This window comes from Aquidulcibacter sp., from assembly GCF_044346625.1.
Taxonomy (GTDB): Bacteria; Pseudomonadota; Alphaproteobacteria; order Caulobacterales; family Aquidulcibacteraceae; genus Aquidulcibacter.
The window spans coordinates 1-19338 of sequence record NZ_JBIIYV010000039.1 but is presented as its reverse complement, the minus strand read 5'-3'; the positions used below and the strand labels follow the sequence as shown (position 1 = coordinate 19338).

The window sequence follows — 19338 nt, the reverse complement described above, 5'->3', positions numbered from 1 at the left end:
CTAACCACCCTTTTGGCCGCGATGGCGCAGCATATGATCGGCCAAAACACATGCCATCATGGCTTCTCCTACTGGGGCCGCCCGGATTCCGACGCAGGGGTCATGGCGGCCGATCGTCCGAAGCGAAACTTCCTCAAGATCGCGGTTCAAGCTATTGACTTCATTTAGGATAGAAGAAGTTGGCTTGATCGCAAAACGCGCTACAATGTCTTGACCCGTGCTAATACCGCCTAAGATTCCGCCATTATTGTTGGTCGTAAACACAACCTCTCCATTGGGCCCACGGCGCATTTCATCGGCATTGGTTTCCCCGTTCAACATCGCGGCTTCAAAGCCTGCTCCAATTTCGACGCCTTTGACCGCATTGATTGACATGAGGGCTGCGGCCAGATCGCTGTCGAGCTTGCCGTAGATCGGCGCACCCCAACCTGCAGGCACGCCTGACGCGACGACTTCTAGGATAGCCCCGGTCGACGAGCCCGCCTTGCGGACCTCGTCGAGATAAGCCTCCCAAACCGGAACGATTGCGGCATCTGGGGCAAAGAATGGGTTCTCACGGGTTTGCGCCCAGTCCCAATTGGCGCGATTTATCTTGTGCGGGCCAATTTGGATCAGCGCGCATTGGATCGTGATCTCTGGCCCTATAACCTTTTTTGCGATAGCGCCCGCAGCAACCCGCGCAGCGGTCTCGCGCGCGCTGGACCGGCCACCACCGCGATAGTCGCGCACGCCATATTTGACGTCATAAGTATAGTCGGCGTGCCCGGGTCGCCACTTGTCGCGGATCTCGGAATAGTCCTTGCTGCGCTGATCGGTGTTTTCGATCATTAGGCTAATTGGCGTTCCCGTGGTGACTGGCCCACCTGTGCGATCATCTTCAAAAATGCCTGAGAGAATTCGCACTTCATCAGCTTCGCGTCTTTGGGTAACAAAGCGGCTGGTGCCGGGTTTGCGGCGATCCAGATCGCCCTGAATGTCTTCAGCTGTTAAGGAAAGACCCGCCGGACAGCCATCAATCACACATCCAAGCGCGGGCCCATGGCTTTCGCCCCAAGTGGTGACACGGAAAAGATGGCCAAAGCTATTGTGTGACATGGCGTTTTCATAACCTGCTTAGGTATAAATTGCGAAGCCTAGGAATGCTTTTCTTCAGAAGTCATATCCGCAGTAGGCCATTCCCGACGCCGCACCACCGTAACTGTACACGGTGCGTGGGCAGAAACTTGGGCTGAAACCGCCCCTAGTAAATTCCGAACCGTGCTCTCAGCGCGTGCACCCATGATGATGTGGTCGACATGATTGGCGCGGGCATAATCTAGGATGGCCTCTGCTGTATTGAGGGCTTCGGGGACGTGGTAGGAGATGGCTTGTTCGGTTAGTCCTAAGGGCTTGGCCCATTGCTTCAAGGCAACCATGCGCGCCACATGCCGATTAGGCGAGGTTGCAATCGGGTTTTGATCCAAGGCAGCTACGCTATTGTTCAAAACCGTCATCACAACGGCTCGCGCTTGGGGCGTAGCAGCTAAGGTGCTTTGAAGTTTATCGCGTAGAGCCCGTCCAAGTGGGCCATTGATTGTGGTCGGGTCCAGCGCCACCAGAATGATGGGCGCAGCAGCAAACTTGCTTTGGCTTGCGAGCTTTCGCGCAGGGGCATAGGTCTCGCGATTGTGTTTGCGCCGAAATGCCGTGAGCCAGGAGTCTTGCCGCAAGCGCTGACCGCGAGGGGTTAGCACGATTTGGTCGGGATTTTTGAGATCAAAGGCGACTTGAGCGGCTGTCGGGTAGCGCTGTTCTGGATTGGGCTCGAGGCAGCGCAGAATGACCTCTTGCAGCCAAGCTGGGATATCATCCCGCCAGCGGCGTGGCGGGATCGGATCGCGCCACAGGCGCTCCTTCAAGCCTTTGAGGCTGATCGGATCGCCGAACGGGCGCACAGCTGTTGCAAAGAAATAGAGAAGCACCCCAAGCGCAAAGACATCCGAGCGACGATAATTGCGTACGCCCAGCACTTGCTCCGGGGCCATATAGGGGGCGGTACCGTAAGGGAGACGGAATTGCTCCGCCATCAGGTCAGGCAAATCGGTGTGGTGTGAAAGACCATAGTCGATCAGAACAGCTTCGCCACTGGGCCGAAACAAGATGTTGGAAGGCTTTAGATCGAGGTGAATGACGTTCTGGCGATGCAGAGAGTCGAGCGCAGTGGCCAAGGCAATGCCAATTCGGGCGACTTCTGTGGCCGGTAAGGGCAATTCTTTCAGTTTTGGGAGCAGGGTCTCGCCTCCAATCTCCTCCACCACGATATAGGGCTGCTTGGAAAAGTCCCCAACGCCAAACGTCTTGGGCACATGCAGGCCAGACAAGCGCGGCAAGATCATTTGCTCCATCTCAAAGCTAACGATGGCCGCAGGGTCTTCGCCATCGGCAAGGCGCGGCACTTTCATTAAAAGCGGGAAGGGGATCTCAGGGTGGGTGCAGCGCCATAGGACTGCCATACCACCCCGATGCACGATCTCACCGATCGTAAACTCGTCGATCACCATGCCGGGTTCGATCAGGTGTGACGCGCTCATACTTTAGCGTCCAACATGAAGGCGGTCGGCCAATCGGCCGGGCAGACCCGCAGCCCGAATAGAGGCGGCGGCCCCGTCGATATCGTAAGGTAGCCGCCGAAACTCGAGTTGGCGACTGGTCGTATCATAGAGGCCATATCCTGCCAGCGGATTGCCATCACGCGGCTGGCCGACACTGGGCAACACCACATGCCAGCGTCGCGAGCTTAAAAGCGGCACCTTGGCCTCATCGGCGGGGACAAAGCGGGATATCGACCCATCACTGGCTAGACCATAGATTGCTGGCTGATGCACATGCCCGCATACCACGATGCGGCTTTGGGTGCCTTCAAGGGACAGCTGCGCACTGGCACAATCGGTGACATAGCGCCATTTCTCCGGCGCTGAGGCATCGGCATGTACATAAAGACGATCTTCGTCTTCAATCACCATTGGGAGGCTATCGAGAAATTTCTGCTGCTCTTTCGACAATTGATGGCGCGTCCAATTGGCGGCACTGGCGGCGGTTTCGTTCATCTCGCGATCAAAGTCACTGGCCATATCATCGTGATTGCCTTTGACTGCTACGGCACCGTCCGAGACCATGGCCTCGATCTTTGCCATCACTTTTCCAGGGTCTCCGCCATAGCCGACAAAGTCGCCCAGAAACACATAACGGGTGACGCCGTGTGCCTCGGCATCTTCCAAACACGCTTCAAGCGCTTGGATATTTGAATGAATATCGCCGAACAAAGCGATCACGCGCATCCCCCCATGCAAGGGGGCACTATAGCGGAGGATGACCCACAAGTCGCCTCTGTCACGCTGTACAAAAAGCGGGCCCGACAGTGGTCTGTCAGGCCCGCTTATTCAGGTTAGATTAGTCCAGTTAAAAGCTTAGAAATTGACTTTCGCTTCAACGCCCCAGATGCGTGGTGCGTTGGTAAAGCCGGTCAAGTTGTTGAAGTCGATGCCACCGACCAAACGCTCTTCATCTGTGATGTTACGGCCGTAGGCAGCGATTTCATACTTGTTGTCGAACAAGGTGACACCAGTGCGCAGACCACCTTCCCAATAACCGTCTTCTGAGAATTCGATCGACTTATAGAGGGTGAAATAGGTCTCACCCTTATAGGCCCAATCGGTCAAAGCGAAGAACTCATGGCCATTGCCAAATGGCTTAGAGTATTTGGCCGAAACGTTGGCGATCCACTCTGGCGCGTTCGGGAAGGGGTTGCCATCGATTCTGGCAATGCCGCCAACCAATGGGTTCTGAACGGTGCAAGGCGCACCGCAAGCACCCACTGTCAATGAAGGGTCGTTGATTTCGGTCTTGTTGTAAGACAGCGAACCAGCGAACGACAAGTTCTGAGTTGGCAACCATTGGAGTTCGGCTTCGAAGCCAGATGCTTTGCCTTCTTTGGCGTTCAACAATTGGTTGAAGTTGCCAGCGCCGCCGATGGCGGTGAATTGCTGGTCTTCGATGTTCATGGCGAACACGTTGAAGTCTGCGCGGATCGTGCGGTCGAGTGCAAAGGCTTTCACGCCCGCTTCAAACGAGGTCACAAACTCGGATTTGGCCGTAGTAACGGCGGTACCGAACAAGATGCGGCCTTGGATGGAAGGAGCACGATAGCCGCGTGCGGCGCGTGCATAGACATTGACGGCCTCGGTGGCTTCATAAGTTGCCGAGAGATCCCAAGACACAGCTTCATCGGAAACACTTCTGCTGACTGGCGGGATGTTGGCGATGCCGCCACGTGCCACCAGATCCTTGCTGTCATCCGAATAGCGCAGGCCAGCTGTCAGAGCCAAACGGTCGCTTGGCTTGTAGGTCAACGAGCCGAACAAGGCCCAAGAATTGGTGTCTTGGGTTTGGCGTGCATCGGTGAAGATGGCGGTTGGGGACTCGAAGCCCAGTGAGAAGATCGACAGCTCTTCTTGGAACACATAAGCGCCAACTTGCCAGCTGAGTGCACCATCGCCATTGCTGGAGAGACGCAATTCTTGCGTGACCTGCTTGTGATCATCGACGCCATCAGCCGTATCGGAGTTGAACGGAATGAAGCCTGGGCCAACGCGAGCTACACCGCCGTCGATGTCGCCACGGCCGTAGAAGGTCAGTGTTTCATATCCAGTGACCGAAGTCAGGGTGACATTGCCGAAGTCATAAGCGATACGGGCGGTGAGGCCCTTTGACTCAAGCTCTTGGTTGTTGCCTTCACCTTGGTCATAGCTGACGCGGTCAGCAACATAATTGCTGTTCAGGCCGCGCTTGCCCTGAGTGATGACGTTGGCGCGGAAGATTTGAGACGTGCCTTCAAGCTTGCGGGCATGTGCGTTCAGCAAGATGTCGAGTTGGTCGCTAGGCTGGATACGCAATTGGCCTCGGATGGCGCGGTCGTCAAAGCCGCCCAGATTCTTTTCAGCCAATGGCCCTGTGTTGGTGATCCAATCGTCTTGGCCGGTCAACAAGGCCGAAACGCGGAATGACACCGTGTCGGTGATCGCACCACCTAAAGCACCTTCCGCATCACGACCGCCGAATGAGCGGAAGCCGCCCTTTAAATAGCCGCCAGATTTGCCATTTGGCTTGACGCTGTCGAACTTAACGATACCGGCTGGCGTGTTGCGGCCGAACAATGTGCCCTGTGGTCCGCGCAAAACTTCGATGCGCTCGACGTCGAATACAGGAAAGCCTTTGAGCACTGGGTTTTCAAACACCACTTCGTCATAAATCAACGAAACCGGCTGCGAAGCGTTCAAGTCGAAGTCGGAGTTGCCCAAACCGCGCAAGTAAAAGCGTGGGAAGGTGCGGCCGAACGAGCTTTCAACAACCAGCGATGGAACGCGGCCAGAGAAGGCATTCATGTCGGCGCCGCCAGAGGTCAAAGTCGTCAACGCATCACCGCGCACCGTGGTCAGCGATGCAGGCACGTCTTGGCTGCTTTCTTCGCGCTTACGAGCGGTCACGATGACGGTCTCAATGCCGGTTGGCTCTTCTGCCGCTGCTGCGGTTTGGGCCGCAGCGAAACCTGGTGCGAATGCAAGGGTGCTGAAAGCAACGGCGCTAACCGAGGCCATTGCGAGGTGACGTTTAGAAATCATGTGAGATCCATCCTGATTGTCGAAATCGCTAAATCGGGTTTTCGCTCCAGAAAGACCGGATTGGTCGAGGGGGAATCTGAAGCGCCAAAATGCTGATGGGCGAGTGCGGTAACGTGCGGGCACAGAGGAATCTACCATGCCAATGGTGAAATTCACGTTTTGGGCGACTCTAGTTCGCGTGTGTTGCGTTGTTGCAACAATTTAGCGACAGATTTGCTGCAGGATCGTGTCAGGGTTTCGGGGCACCTCCAATCGCTGCGCACATCTAGCCATTTCCTGCGACTTGTTTCACATGCCCCTCTTGCGTCAGAAGGGGTGTTCGGGCATATGCGGCGGTCCGCGCCCAAGGTCTAACGCCTTCGGGCGCGGCGCGCTTTAGGGGTTTAGCTCAGCTGGTAGAGCATCGGTCTCCAAAACCGAGGGTCGTGGGTTCGAGTCCCTCAGCCCCTGCCAGGCGCGGGATGGTAATAGGAACACGGTGGCTTCACTAAAGAAGTCGCTCAATGGAATGCAAAACAGGAACGATTGGGGCTGGCGCTTTCGGGATGCCCGCACTACCGAGAAAATTATGGCACAAGCACCCACCACGCCCACTCCGGCTCCAAAGCCTGCAGTCAAAAAGTCTGGCATCGTCCAGTACTTTAAGGACGTGCGTTCGGAACTTCGCAAGATTTCCTGGGCGTCGCGCAATGAGACCTTGGTTTCGACTGTTTTCGTTTTCCTGATGGTCGTGGTTGCCGCGATTTTCTTTTTCTTAGTTGACTTGCTGCTGCGCAGCGCAGTCGGCTTCATACTCGGTATTGGCGGGGGACAATAGGTTGAGCGCCAAATGGTACATCGTGCACGCTTACTCGAACTTCGAGAAGAAAGTTGCAGAGCAAATTAAAGAGACTGCTGCCCAGAAGGGTTTGGCCGATAAGGTTGAGCAAGTTCTGGTGCCGTCCGAAGAAGTGACAGAGACTGTCCGTGGCCGCAAACGCGTCAGCGAGCGCCGCTTCTTTCCGGGCTATGTTTTGGTGAAGATGGAGTTGGATGACGCCACCTATCACTTGGTTAAGGACACCCCGAAGGTGACCGGTTTCTTGGGTGCTGATGCTGGCAAGCGTCCAACTCCTGTGTCTGAGCGGGAAGTTCAGCGCATTCTGGGCGTGGTCGAAGAAGGCGTTGAGCGTCCAAAGCAAATTATTTCGTTCGATTTGGGCGAGAAGGTGCGGGTTATGGATGGCCCGTTTGCTTCCTTCGAAGGCCATGTTGAAGAAGTCGATGAGTCGCGTCAGCGCCTCAAAGTAGCAGTTTCAATCTTCGGCCGGTCTACACCGGTTGAGCTTGAATATGCGCAGGTGGAAAAGCTTAGCTAATCCATCGGCTCATGAGATGTGGGAGGTTCGCGCAAATTAGCCAGCGCGACCGGACCACGTAACCCTCGATCTTCCAGTCTTGCTGGATTGATCGAAAAACCCAAGCACACCTGAATAGGGTGGCTTTTAGGAGTGGGACTATGGCGAAGAAGATTCTCGGGCAAATTAAGCTCGAGGTGAAGGCAGGCGAAGCAAAGCCTGCTCCACCAATCGGGCCGGCTTTGGGTCAACGCGGCTTGAACATCATGGAATTCTGCAAAGGCTTTAACGCCAAAACGCAGGAAATGGAAAAGGGCACCCCGTGCCCAACCGTGATCACCTATTATCAGGACAAGAGCTTCACCTTTGAGATCAAGACGCCACCTGCGTCGCACTATCTCAAGAAGGCAGCAGGTCTCTCGAAGGGCTCCCTGAAGCCAGGTCGTGACCGCGCTGGTTCGGTGACCATGGCCCAGTGCCGTGAGATCGCTGAAATGAAAATGAAGGACTTGAACGCTATGGACCTAGACGCCGCGACGAAAATCATCGCTGGCTCGGCACGTTCCATGGGCTTGGAAGTGGTGGCATAATCATGGCTAAAGTTGGAAAACGGCTCTCCGCCGCCCGCACAAGCGTTGTTGCTGAAAAGCTCTACACCTTGGAAGAAGCCATCGCGATCGTGAAGGCTAATGCAAAAGCTAAGTTTGACGAAGGTGTCGATATCGCCGTCAATCTGGGCGTTGAACCAAAGTATGCAGACCAAATGGTCCGTGGCGTTTGTAATCTGCCAAACGGTTCAGGCCGTTCGGTCCGCGTGGCCGTGTTTGCCCGCGGTCCAAAGGCGGATGAAGCCCGCGCAGCTGGTGCAGAAATCGTCGGTGCAGAAGACTTGCTCGAAGAAGTGCAAGGCGGCCGCATGGACTTTGACCGCGTCATCGCGACCCCAGACATGATGGCTCTGGTTGGCCGTTTGGGTAAGGTCTTGGGCCCACGCGGTCTGATGCCAAACCCAAAGGTCGGCACCGTGACCATGGACGTCAAAAAGGCTGTTGAAGATTCCAAGGGCGGCGCTGTTGAGTTCCGCGTGGAAAAGGCCGGTATCATTCATGCAGGCATTGGCAAGGCAAGCTTCACCGAAGCCGCTTTGGTTGAAAACGCCCGCGCTTTGGTCGACGCACTTGTAAAAGCTAAGCCAACCGGCGCGAAGGGCACCTACGTCCGCCGCGTGTCGATGTCTTCGACCATGGGTCCAGGCGTCAAGGTTGACACCGCTTCTGCGATCAACGTCCCAGCCTAAAGTTTTGATGGGCAGGCCATAAGGTCTGCCCGTCCAACCCATTCAAACGGGGGCAACCCCGCGCGAATGCTCTGTGTTGTGTTGTTATCGACGCAGAGCAACCTGTCCGAGATCATGGATGCCAGCAATGGCTTAATCAGAAGGGAGACTTTCTGGTCCACGTTAGACGGGAGCGAGTGTTACTGATGATAGGTTTGGCAACAAACGGATCAGAGGTCCTTCGTCCCCGGGCAGGCCTGTCGCCGCCCTTTCTTTGGGAGGTGTCAGTCACCGACAGATAGGATGGTCCTATCTATCAAACCTGAGGAGACCGCGATGGATCGGACCGAAAAGGCCGAAGTCGTCGAGACACTGAAAAGCGTCTTTAACGAGAATACCGTTGTTGTGTTTGCGCACTACACCGGAATGACCGTCGCGGAATTGACGGACCTCCGTATCAAGGCTTCGGCCGTTGGTGCGGGCGTGAAGGTGGTTAAAAACCGCCTCGCGAGGCTGGCTCTTGAGGGGCATGCGGGCGAAGGTGCCCATGTGCTTCTGAAAGGCCCGACAGCTGTTGCATTTTCGGAAGACCCAACGGTCGCACCGAAATTGATGGCAGATTTCGCCAAGACGAACGACAAGCTCGTTCTGACTGGGGGCTTCATGGGCGCAACAGTACTGGACGCTAATGGCGTCAAGTCGCTGGCTACCTTGCCATCCTTGGATGAGCTGCGTTCGAAGATCATTGGCGTTATTCAGGCACCTGCCCAGAAAATCGCTGCTGTGGTCCAAGCACCTGCCGCCCAGCTGGCCCGCGTTCTACAGGCTTATGCCGACAAGGATGCTGCGTGACGTCCGTCGTCCGCGATACCATTTACAAACCTATCCAAGTTAGGAAACACGAAAATGTCTAAACTCGAAAAGTTGGTCGAAGACCTGTCCGCATTGACCGTTTTGGAAGCTGCAGACCTTGCAAAGCTTCTTGAAGAAAAGTGGGGCGTAACTGCTGCTGCTCCTGTGGCTGTTGCTGCTGCTGGCGGCGCTGCTGCTCCAGTTGAAGCTGCTGAAGAGCAAACCGAATTCACCGTCGTTCTCGCCTCGTTCGGCGAAAAGAAGATCGAAGTGATCAAGGAAGTTCGCGGCATCACCGGTCTCGGCCTGAAAGAAGCCAAGGATCTGGTCGAAGCAGCTCCAAAGCCAGTCAAAGAAGGCGTGTCCAAGGACGAAGCCAACAAGATCAAAGCTCAGCTCGAAGCAGCTGGCGCAAAGGTCGAATTGAAGTAAGCTTTCGGCGTAAGCTGAAAACAAAGGCGGGCACCTCTATGATGGAGGTGCCCGTTTTTTTTGTGACCGCAATCCGTCCGTGCTCTAACAATTATTCGGTTCCCGCGCGATTGTTTTTCCTGGCCCGCAGCTTTTGCCTTAATGGTCAGTTCTGGTATCGTATTGCAGCACGAAGTCTTTGAAGAATTGTCGGAAATAATCTTGGCTTTTGCCGTTACTTACACCTTGTTAAGCTTGTCTTTGCGTGAAAAATTTAGGCCAGCTATGGCTCGAGCATAAAACAGCTGTGAAGACTGTCCGATCCCCCTTTACTTGCAGTGCGACCTAAGACATACGCACGTCGCACCTTCATATTTCCACGCTACGGTCCCACACGCCTGCGGGACCTTTTCTTGCGTTTGAAGGGGGCTTTTTCCCGAGCAGGCAATCATTCGGCAGCCTGCGCGCCCAGCCCCCGCTGGATGATCGCGCGGCCCCACAAGAAGGGAAGAGCGATGGCTCAATCGTTCACGGGTAAGAAACGTATTCGTAAATCTTTCGGCAAAATTGCCGAGGCAGTGACAATGCCGAACCTGATCGAGGTTCAAAAAAGTTCCTATGACCAATTCCTTCAAAAAGATGTGCCGCAAGAAATGCGCCGCGATGAAGGCATTGAGGCCGTTTTCAAATCGGTATTCCCGATCAAGGATTTCCAGGAACGCGCCGTTCTGGAATATGTCTCTTTTGAGTTTGAGCCACCCAAGTTTGACGTGGATGAATGTATCCAGCGCGACTTGACGTTTTCGGCTCCTCTGAAGGTCAAGCTGCGTCTGATCACCTTTGAATCAGACGAAGATACCGGCGCAAAGTCCGTCAAAGACATCAAAGAGCAAGACGTCTATATGGGCGACATTCCTTTGATGACCGACAAGGGCACCTTTGTAGTCAACGGCACTGAGCGCGTGATCGTTTCACAGATGCACCGTTCGCCCGGCGTGTTCTTCGACCATGACAAGGGCAAGACCCACTCGTCGGGCAAGCTGTTGTTCGCAGCCCGCGTTATCCCGTACCGTGGTTCATGGCTCGACTTTGAGTTTGATGCAAAGGACGTCGTCTATGTCCGTATCGACCGCAAGCGCAAGCTGCCTGCGACCACCATCCTTTATGCCTTGGGCATGGGTGCGGAAGACATTTTGTCGACCTTCTACAAGACCATTACTTATACCGCAGCAGAAGGCGGCTGGAACATTCCGTTCGTGCCAGAGCGTTGGCGCGGCCAAAAGCCAGCTTACGATCTGATCAATGCAGCCAACGGCAAAGTTGTTGCTGAAGGCGGCAAGAAGTTGTCGGCTCGCAATGCCAACAAATTGGCTGAAGAAGGCGTCACCACTTTGTTGGTGCCAGACGATCAATTGATCAGTCGCTTTGCGGCCTTCGATATCGCCAGCGCCGAAAACGGTGAAATCTACGCTGAAGCTGGCCAAGAGTTGAGCCATGTTCAAATCGTGGAAATGCGCCAAGCTGGCGTGACCGAAATCGACGTCCTCGACATCGACAATGTCACCGTTGGTCCTTGGATGCGCAACACCATCGTTCTGGACAAGAATGACGGTCGCGAAAGCGCTTTGACCGATATCTACCGCGTCATGCGTCCAGGTGAGCCCCCGACGCAAGAAACCGCCCAAGCTATGTTCCAGTCCTTGTTCTTCGACAAGGAGCGCTATGACCTCTCGGCCGTTGGCCGCGTGAAAATGAACATGCGCCTCGACCTCGATGTAGATGACGAAATGCGCGTTCTGCGCAAAGAAGACATCATCGAAGTTCTGAAAGTTCTGGTTGGCCTGCGTGATGGCCGTGGCGAAATCGACGATATCGACAATCTCGGCAACCGTCGTGTGCGTTCGGTCGGCGAATTGATGGAAAATCAATATCGCGTCGGACTGTTGCGCATGGAACGTGCGATCAAAGAGCGGATGGGTTCGATCGATATCGACACCGTGATGCCGCATGACTTGATCAATGCGAAGCCGGCGGCTGCGGCTGTGCGCGAATTCTTTGGTTCGTCGCAATTGTCGCAATTCATGGACCAAACCAATCCGCTGTCGGAAATCACCCACAAGCGCCGTCTATCGGCCTTGGGCCCCGGTGGTTTGACGCGGGAACGCGCTGGTTTTGAAGTCCGCGACGTGCACCCAACCCATTATGGCCGTATCTGCCCAATCGAAACGCCAGAAGGTCCGAATATCGGTCTGATCAACTCGTTGGCGACGTTTGCGCGCGTCAATAAGTATGGCTTTATCGAAAGCCCTTATCGGCGTGTGATCGATGGCAAAATGCAGGAAGAGGTGATCTATCTCTCCGCCGTCGAAGAAGCCAAATATGCGATTGCTCAGGCAAACTCGCCCGTCGACGCAACCGGCTATATCACCGAAGAATTGGTCGAAGCCCGTCAAAACGGCGACGCAACCATTCTACACCGCGACTTGATTGAGTTCATCGACGTCTCGCCCAAGCAGGTAGTTTCAGTTGCTGCTGCGCTGATCCCATTCTTGGAAAACGACGACGCAAACCGCGCTCTGATGGGCTCGAACATGCAACGTCAGGCCGTGCCTTTGGTGAAAGCCGAAGCGCCACTGGTTGGTACCGGCATGGAAGGCGTAGTGGCCCGCGATTCTGGTGCCACCATCGTCGCCCGTCGTCCCGGCATCGTGGAGCAAATCGACGGTACACGTATCGTTGTGCGTGCGACCGAAGAAACCGATCCAACCAAGCCAGGCGTTGATATCTATCGCTTGATCAAGTTCCAACGTTCGAACCAAAACACCTGTATCAACCAGCGTCCTTTGGTGCGGGTTGGCGATTTGGTCCGTGATGGCGACATCATCGCTGACGGTCCATCGACGGATCTGGGTGAATTGGCTCTGGGCCGGAACGTGCTTGTCGCGTTCATGCCTTGGAACGGCTACAACTTCGAAGACTCCATCCTGATTTCAGAGCGCATTGTGCGCGACGACGTCTTCACCTCGATCCACTTGGAAGAGTTTGAGATTTCGGCCCGCGATACCAAGCTCGGCCCCGAAGAAATCACCCGCGATATTCCAAACGTTGGCGAAGAAAGCCTGCGTAACTTGGACGAAGCAGGCATCGTGGCCATTGGTGCTGAAGTGAACCCAGGCGACATTCTGGTCGGCAAGGTGACGCCAAAGGGCGAAACCCCCATGACCCCAGAAGAAAAGCTCTTGCGGGCAATCTTCGGTGAAAAGGCCTCTGACGTCCGCGACACCTCCTTGAAAGTGCCACCAGGCGTTCAAGGGACGGTTGTGGAAGTCCGCGTGTTCAACCGCCATGGCGTCGACAAGGACCAGCGCGCGATGCAGATCGAGCGCGAGGAAATCGAGCGTTTGGCCAAGGACCGTGACGATGAGTTGGCGATCCTTGAGCGCAACATCTATGGCCGCTTGAAGGAATTGCTGGTCGGCAAAGAAGGCCTTTCAGGTCCTAAGGGCTTCAGCAAAGGTGAAATCAGCGAAGAAACCTTGGCTGACTTCTCCAAAGGGCAATGGTGGCAGATTGCTATCGCCGATGAAGCGGCGATGGGTGAAATCGAAGCCATTCAAAAGCTGTTCCAAGATGCAAAGCGCAGCTTGGATGCCCGCTTTGAAGACAAGGTTGAAAAGCTACGTCGTGGCGACGAATTACCTCCTGGCGTGATGAAAGTGGTCAAAGTCTTCGTAGCCGTGAAGCGCAAGCTTCAGCCCGGCGATAAGATGGCCGGTCGTCACGGCAACAAAGGGGTTATCTCGCGCATTACCCCGATCGAAGACATGCCATTCCTCGAAGATGGTACCCATGTTGATATCGTGCTGAACCCCTTGGGCGTGCCTTCGCGCATGAACGTGGGTCAAATCCTCGAAACCCACTTGGGTTGGGCCTGTGCGGGCCTTGGCAAGCAAGTCAAAGAAGCATTGGAAGCCTATGAGCGGGCAGGGGACAAGGCACGCTTTGTCGATACCCTGACCAGCATCTATGGCCCAGATGAAGAATTGCCGACGAGCGAAGAAGACCTGAAAATCTTGGGTCGGAACCTGTCGTTCGGTGTTCCCATCGCGACCCCTGTGTTCGACGGTGCACGCGAAAGCGACATCCGGGAATTATTGCGCCGTACGGGCAATGATGAAACCGGGCAGAGCACGTTGTATGATGGCCGTACGGGTGAAGCGTTCAAGCGCAAGGTCACCGTGGGCTACATCTACATGCTCAAGCTGCACCACTTGGTTGATGATAAGATCCACGCCCGTTCGATCGGTCCATACTCGCTTGTCACCCAGCAGCCGCTGGGCGGTAAGGCGCAGTTCGGCGGTCAGCGCTTTGGGGAAATGGAAGTCTGGGCACTGGAAGCCTATGGCGCCGCTTACACCCTGCAAGAGATGTTGACGGTGAAGTCCGACGACGTCGCTGGCCGGACCAAAGTGTATGAGAGCATCGTACGCGGTGATGACACATTCGAAGTCGGTATCCCTGAATCGTTCAACGTTTTGATCAAGGAAATGCGTTCCTTGGGTCTGAACGTCGAGCTGGTCGAAGGGATGGGAGCTGCTGTTGGCGATGGTGCCGGCGGCCAACTCCCACCGAAGAAATAATCCACATTTGATTGAGTTTGCGGGGCGTGGTTTGCACGCTCCGCTTTGTTCTCTTCACGAGAACGGGAGACTGGGTTCTATGAATCAAGACGTGATGAACATCTTTGGCCCACAAGCCATTGCCCCACAATTCGACAATATCCGCATTGCTTTGGCCAGCCCTGACCAGATCAAGGCGTGGTCCTATGGCGAAGTCAAAAAGCCAGAAACCATCAACTACCGGACCTTTAAGCCAGAGCGCGACGGTCTGTTCTGCGCGCGCATCTTTGGACCGATCAAGGACTATGAGTGCTTGTGCGGCAAGTATAAGCGCATCAAGTACAAGGGCGTCACCTGCGAAAAGTGCGGCGTGGAAGTAACGCTTCAACGCGTGCGCCGTGAGCGCATGGGCCACATCGAACTGGCCGCGCCTGTTGCCCACATCTGGTTCTTGAAGTCCTTGCCATCGCGCATCGCTTTGATGCTAGATATGGCCTTGAAGGACGTGGAAAAAGTTCTGTACTTTGAACGTCATATCGTGATCGAGCCAGGTATTACGCCTTTCACAGAGCGTCAGCTGATCGATGAGAACGAGCTTTATGAAGCCCAAGACACTTATGGCGAAGACAGCTTCACCGTGGGCATTGGTGCTGAAGCTGTTCGCACCATGCTGGAAGCCATCGATCTGGAAGAGACTGCCAAGCAGATCCGCATCGATATCTCTGAGTGCACGACCGAGCTGAAGCCAAAGAAGCTCGCCAAGCGCTTGAAGCTGATCGAAGCCTTCATGAATTCTGGCAACCGTCCAGAATGGATGATCATGACGAACATCCCCGTCATCCCACCAGAATTGCGCCCCTTGGTGCCTCTGGATGGTGGCCGGTTTGCAACGTCAGACTTGAACGACCTTTATCGTCGCGTGATCAACCGCAACAACCGTTTGAAGCGCCTGATTGAGCTTCGTGCGCCAGACATCATCGTGCGTAACGAAAAGCGTATGTTGCAAGAATCCGTCGACGCTTTGTTCGACAACGGCCGTCGCGGTCGCGTCATCACGGGTGCCAACAAGCGCCCGCTGAAGTCCTTGGCCGACATGTTGAAGGGCAAGCAAGGCCGCTTCCGTCAGAACTTGCTCGGCAAGCGCGTCGACTATTCTGGCCGTTCGGTGATCACCGTGGGTCCAGAATTGAAGCTGCATGAGTGCGGTCTGCCTAAGAAGATGGCTTTGGAATTGTTCAAGCCCTTCATCTACCAACGTCTGGACGCCAAGGGCCTGTCCAGCACGGTGAAGCAGTCCAAGAAGCTCGTTGAAAAAGAGCGTCCTGAAGTTTGGGACATTCTCGACGAAGTGATCCGCGAGCATCCAGTGATGCTGAACCGCGCACCTACGTTGCACCGCTTGGGCATCCAAGCCTTCGAACCGAAATTGATCGAAGGTAAGGCCATCCAGCTACACCCGCTGGTCTGTACCGCATTCAACGCCGACTTCGACGGCGACCAAATGGCCGTTCACGTGCCGTTGTCGATTGAAGCCCAGCTTGAAGCCCGCGTGCTTATGATGTCGACCAACAACATCTTGAGCCCTGCAAGCGGCAAGCCGATCATCGTGCCAAGCCAAGACATCGTCTTGGGTCTCTACTTCTTGTCGATTGAGCGTGAAAACGAAATCGGCGAAGGCAAGGCCTTCCGCGACTTGGGTGAAATCGAAGCGGCTTTGGATGCGGGCGTTGTCACGCTGCATTCCAAGATCAAAGCGCGCTATGTTGGCGTCGATGATGAAGGCAAGCCCGTCACCAAGACGATCAACACCACCCCAGGCCGCTTTATGATTGCGGATCTGTTGCCACGTCACCCCAAGGTGCCACCAACGATCGTCAATCAGTTGATGACCAAGAAGGAAGTCTCCAATATCATCGACCAAGTCTACCGCTTCTGCGGTCAGAAGGCGACGGTGATCTTTGCAGACCGCATGATGCAATTGGGCTTCAAAGAAGCTTGTAAGGCCGGCATTTCCTTCGGCATGGCCGACATGGTTGTGCCACCTGAAAAGGAAGCCATGGTCGAAGCAACCCGGACCAGCGTTGAAGAATATGAACAACAATATTCTGACGGTCTGATCACCAAGGGCGAGAAGTACAACAAGGTCGTTGACGCTTGGTCGAAATGTACCGACCGCGTTGCAGACGCGATGATGGAAGAAGTCTCGAAGCTTCGCCCAGGTCGCGACGGCGTAACCTTGGAAATGAACTCCGTTTACATGATGGCGCACTCCGGTGCCCGTGGTTCGAAGAACCAGATGAAGCAATTGGCCGGGATGCGCGGTCTGATGGCTAAGCCATCGGGCGAAATCATCGAAACGCCGATCATCTCGAACTTCAAAGAAGGCCTGACCGTTCAGGAATACTTCAACTCCACCCACGGTGCGCGTAAGGGCTTGGCCGATACCGCATTGAAGACCGCAAACTCGGGTTATCTGACCCGTCGTTTGGTCGACGTGGCGCAGGATTGCATCATCACCGAAGAAGATTGTGGCACCTCGATGGGTATCGAGTTGCGGGCTGTCACCGAAGGGGCGGAAGTTATCGTCTCGTTGGAACAGCGCATTCTGGGCCGGACCTTGGCGCAAGATGCGGTTGATCCGCAAACGGGCGAAGTCATCTACCCACAAGACACCTATGTGGATGAAGACATTGCCATCGCCATCGACAAGGCTGGCGTACAGACCATTAAGGTTCGCTCACCTCTGACGTGTGAAACCCGCAACGGCGTGTGCGCGACCTGCTATGGTCGTGACCTTGCTCGCGGTACCCGCGTCAACCATGGTGAAGCGGTGGGCGTTATCGCCGCTCAATCGATCGGTGAGCCTGGTACACAGTTGACTATGCGGACCTTCCACATTGGTGGTGCGGCTCAGGTGGCCGATACCAGCTTCATGGAAGCCGGTCTCGACGGTGAAGTGCGCTTCATGAACCGTGCAACGGTGAAGCGCGATGATGGCGATCTGGTCTGCTTGAGCCGCAACATGGTGATTGCCGTGTTTGATGGCGAAGGCAAAGAGCGTCAGTCCTTCAAGCTGCCGTTCGGTGCGCGTATCCGGGCAGAAGACAAGACGAAGGTCGTTCGCGGCCAGCGTCTGGCCGACTGGGACCCGTTTGCAACCCCAATCGTCACCGAAGTTGGCGGCCGCGTGCGTCTGCAAGACCTCGTAGACGGTGTTTCAGCTCGCGACGAGCTGGACGATGCCACCGGTATTTCGTCCAAGCGCGTAATCGACTGGCGTGGAGCTAAGGCCAATAATGACCTGCGTCCTGCCGTCGCTTTGTTGAACGATGATGGCAGCTTCGTGAAATTGGCCAATGGCGCAGACGCTGTCTACACCTTGCCAATCGATGCGATCTTGTCGGTCACCGATGGTGAAATGATAGGGCCAGGTGCCACGCTGTCGCGTGTTGCGACCGGTGGGGCCAAGACCCGTGATATCACGGGCGGTCTGCCACGCGTTGCTGAATTGTTTGAAGCCCGTCGTCCGAAGGATCATGCGATCATCGCCGAAATCGATGGCCGCGTAGAATTTGGCAAGGACTATAAGAACAAGCGCAAAGTGCTCATCATCCCCGATGATGAAGCGATGGAGCCCGCAACCTATCTGATCGCCAAGGGTAAGCACTTGTCGGTTCAAGATGGCGACCGGATCAAGCGCGGCGAATATCTGCTCGACGGCAATCCAGCACCTCAAGACATCTTGGCGGTTCTGGGCGTGGAGGCTTTGGCCGAATATCTGGTTGAAGAAATCCAGAAGGTCTATCGTCTCCAAGGCGTGGGTATCAATGACAAGCATATTGAAACCATCGTCCGTCAGATGTTGCAGAAGGTTGAAGTCACCGATCCAGGCGATACCGACATGATCAAGGGCGACGCCATTGATGAAGTTGACCTGATCGATGAAAACGCTCGTATGAAGGAATTGGGCCTCCGCGAAGCCACAGCAGAGCCTGTGCTTCTGGGGATCACCAAAGCCTCCTTGCAGACCCGCTCGTTCATCTCGGCCGCGTCGTTCCAGGAAACCACCCGCGTCCTCACCGACGCAGCGGTCAATGGCAAGCACGACACGCTGGAAGGCCTCAAGGAAAACGTCATCGTGGGCCGCCTGATCCCAGCCGGTACCGGTGGTGCGCTGCGTCGCTTGAAGGCGATTGCCGCTTACCAAGATGCCGATGCTGCGATCGAGCAAGAAAGCGCGATGGAGCCTCTGCCTGCCGAAGTGGCTGGCATGGACGTCGTCGACCTCGGTACCGAATAAGGTTTCGAGACTTCACAAATTCGAAAAGGCCCCGGAGCAATCCGGGGCCTTTTTGGTCTCTAACTTTTCACAACAAGACTTTACACAAGAGCAGAATGCTGTGCTTTAATCTTGGGCCCAGCTTGCGACAGCCTTTGCTGTTTCTGCTTCAAATTTAGGTAATTCTAACACCTCGGTTCGCGGAAACTTGCAGCTCATATGTTGCTCTCGCCCAACATAGATATCGGCCGTAACATAGTCATTGAGCACATTGTTGAGCATGGTGCTTTGGATTATCAATGGGCTCGACGGTTGAAACAATTGCGCTGATCTTAGCACTTCGCAATTTGTTACCGCGAAACCCGATCTCGCATCAAATGAGCCTTCGTAACAGTCCAAACTCGGAAATCCTGCCCTAATAGCACTTAGGTTTCGATCAACTGGCCGGCCGGGAACATCATCCATTCCCCATCTCCCGCCCGTAGGAATACCTCCAAAAATCAATCCACACTCAACCCGCCTTCCGGCTGGTGAGAGAAACGCTAGGCCAAGCCCGCGTACATTACTCGTTTTCGGAAATTCTATGAGATTCTCAATCGGGACTGAGAGTTGCAGGGCAGATGTAGAACTCATGCCACCAGAAGTATTCTCAACCGAAATGCTCATTTCGTTTTTGTCGCGACCATTTTCGACTTCTCTGTTCGCGGTTGCCGGTGTAGCCGACAGACTACATGCACCCAAGTAGGTGAGGGCAACAGCGGCCAAGCTCATACCATAAAATCTTTTTTGGTGCGTCAGCCTTGCAGCCATAAACAGCATATCTAATCTCTTAAGTGGGTCGTTCTGGTGTCTTGAGTGATTTAGTTATTTGCATACTCTATCGCCTCCTTGACGATCACGTCCCATT

Annotated in this window: 13 protein-coding genes and 1 tRNA gene; 9 read left to right on the top strand and 5 right to left on the bottom strand. The window is 55.0% G+C overall.

Features of this window, described 5'->3' with window-relative positions; genetic code table 11:
- The 4 genes from aroC to ACIQ20_RS10685 all read right to left on the bottom strand — a co-directional run bounded on the left by aroC (position 1) and on the right by ACIQ20_RS10685 (position 5657).
- Positions 1-1095, bottom strand: a complete 1095-nt coding sequence (gene aroC / locus ACIQ20_RS10700) for a chorismate synthase (RefSeq protein WP_395780139.1) — start codon at positions 1093-1095, stop codon at positions 1-3.
- Positions 1096-1133: 38 nt separating this feature from the next.
- Positions 1134-2570 (bottom strand): serine/threonine protein kinase, encoded by a 1437-nt coding sequence (locus ACIQ20_RS10695; RefSeq protein WP_395780137.1) that lies wholly within the window; start codon positions 2568-2570, stop codon positions 1134-1136.
- Between the two features lie 3 nt (positions 2571-2573).
- Positions 2574-3317 (bottom strand): metallophosphoesterase family protein, encoded by a 744-nt coding sequence (locus tag ACIQ20_RS10690; RefSeq protein ID WP_395780135.1) that lies wholly within the window; start codon positions 3315-3317, stop codon positions 2574-2576.
- Between the two features lie 129 nt (positions 3318-3446).
- Positions 3447-5657 (bottom strand): TonB-dependent receptor, encoded by a 2211-nt coding sequence (locus ACIQ20_RS10685; RefSeq protein WP_395780133.1) that lies wholly within the window; start codon positions 5655-5657, stop codon positions 3447-3449.
- A gap of 377 nt (positions 5658-6034) precedes the next feature.
- Here ACIQ20_RS10685 and ACIQ20_RS10680 point away from each other — a divergent pair.
- The 9 genes from ACIQ20_RS10680 to rpoC all read left to right on the top strand — a co-directional run bounded on the left by ACIQ20_RS10680 (position 6035) and on the right by rpoC (position 18452).
- Positions 6035-6110 (top strand) — tRNA-Trp (locus ACIQ20_RS10680).
- A 25-nt stretch (positions 6111-6135) separates the two neighbouring features.
- Positions 6136-6474, top strand: a complete 339-nt coding sequence (gene secE / locus ACIQ20_RS10675; RefSeq protein ID WP_395780131.1) for a preprotein translocase subunit SecE — start codon at positions 6136-6138, stop codon at positions 6472-6474.
- 1 nt (position 6475) lies between these two features.
- The gene (gene nusG, locus ACIQ20_RS10670) at positions 6476-7015 is read left to right on the top strand and encodes a transcription termination/antitermination protein NusG (RefSeq protein ID WP_395780129.1); all 540 of its coding nucleotides are present in this window, start codon (positions 6476-6478) and stop codon (positions 7013-7015) included.
- A gap of 140 nt (positions 7016-7155) precedes the next feature.
- A complete protein-coding gene (gene rplK / locus ACIQ20_RS10665) occupies positions 7156-7584 on the top strand; it encodes a 50S ribosomal protein L11 (protein WP_395780127.1) in 429 nt (142 codons plus the stop codon).
- 2 nt (positions 7585-7586) lie between these two features.
- Positions 7587-8291, top strand: a complete 705-nt coding sequence (gene rplA, locus ACIQ20_RS10660; protein ID WP_298228088.1) for a 50S ribosomal protein L1 — start codon at positions 7587-7589, stop codon at positions 8289-8291.
- Positions 8292-8606: 315 nt separating this feature from the next.
- Positions 8607-9122: a 50S ribosomal protein L10 gene (gene rplJ / locus ACIQ20_RS10655; RefSeq protein WP_290806045.1), complete on the top strand. Its 516-nt coding sequence runs from the start codon at positions 8607-8609 to the stop codon at positions 9120-9122.
- Positions 9123-9176: 54 nt separating this feature from the next.
- A complete protein-coding gene (rplL, locus tag ACIQ20_RS10650) occupies positions 9177-9554 on the top strand; it encodes a 50S ribosomal protein L7/L12 (protein WP_395780125.1) in 378 nt (125 codons plus the stop codon).
- Positions 9555-10048: 494 nt separating this feature from the next.
- The gene (gene rpoB, locus ACIQ20_RS10645) at positions 10049-14173 is read left to right on the top strand and encodes a DNA-directed RNA polymerase subunit beta (RefSeq protein ID WP_395780123.1); all 4125 of its coding nucleotides are present in this window, start codon (positions 10049-10051) and stop codon (positions 14171-14173) included.
- Between the two features lie 79 nt (positions 14174-14252).
- Positions 14253-18452 carry a DNA-directed RNA polymerase subunit beta' gene (rpoC, locus tag ACIQ20_RS10640; RefSeq protein ID WP_395780121.1) on the top strand — a complete coding sequence of 1400 codons (4200 nt, stop codon included), beginning with the start codon at positions 14253-14255 and terminating at the stop codon, positions 18450-18452.
- 105 nt (positions 18453-18557) lie between these two features.
- Here rpoC and ACIQ20_RS10635 read toward each other — a convergent pair whose 3' ends face one another.
- Entirely contained in the window at positions 18558-19250 is a 693-nt protein-coding gene (locus ACIQ20_RS10635; RefSeq protein ID WP_395780119.1) for a hypothetical protein, read from the bottom strand.
- Positions 19251-19338: the final 88 nt, after the last annotated feature.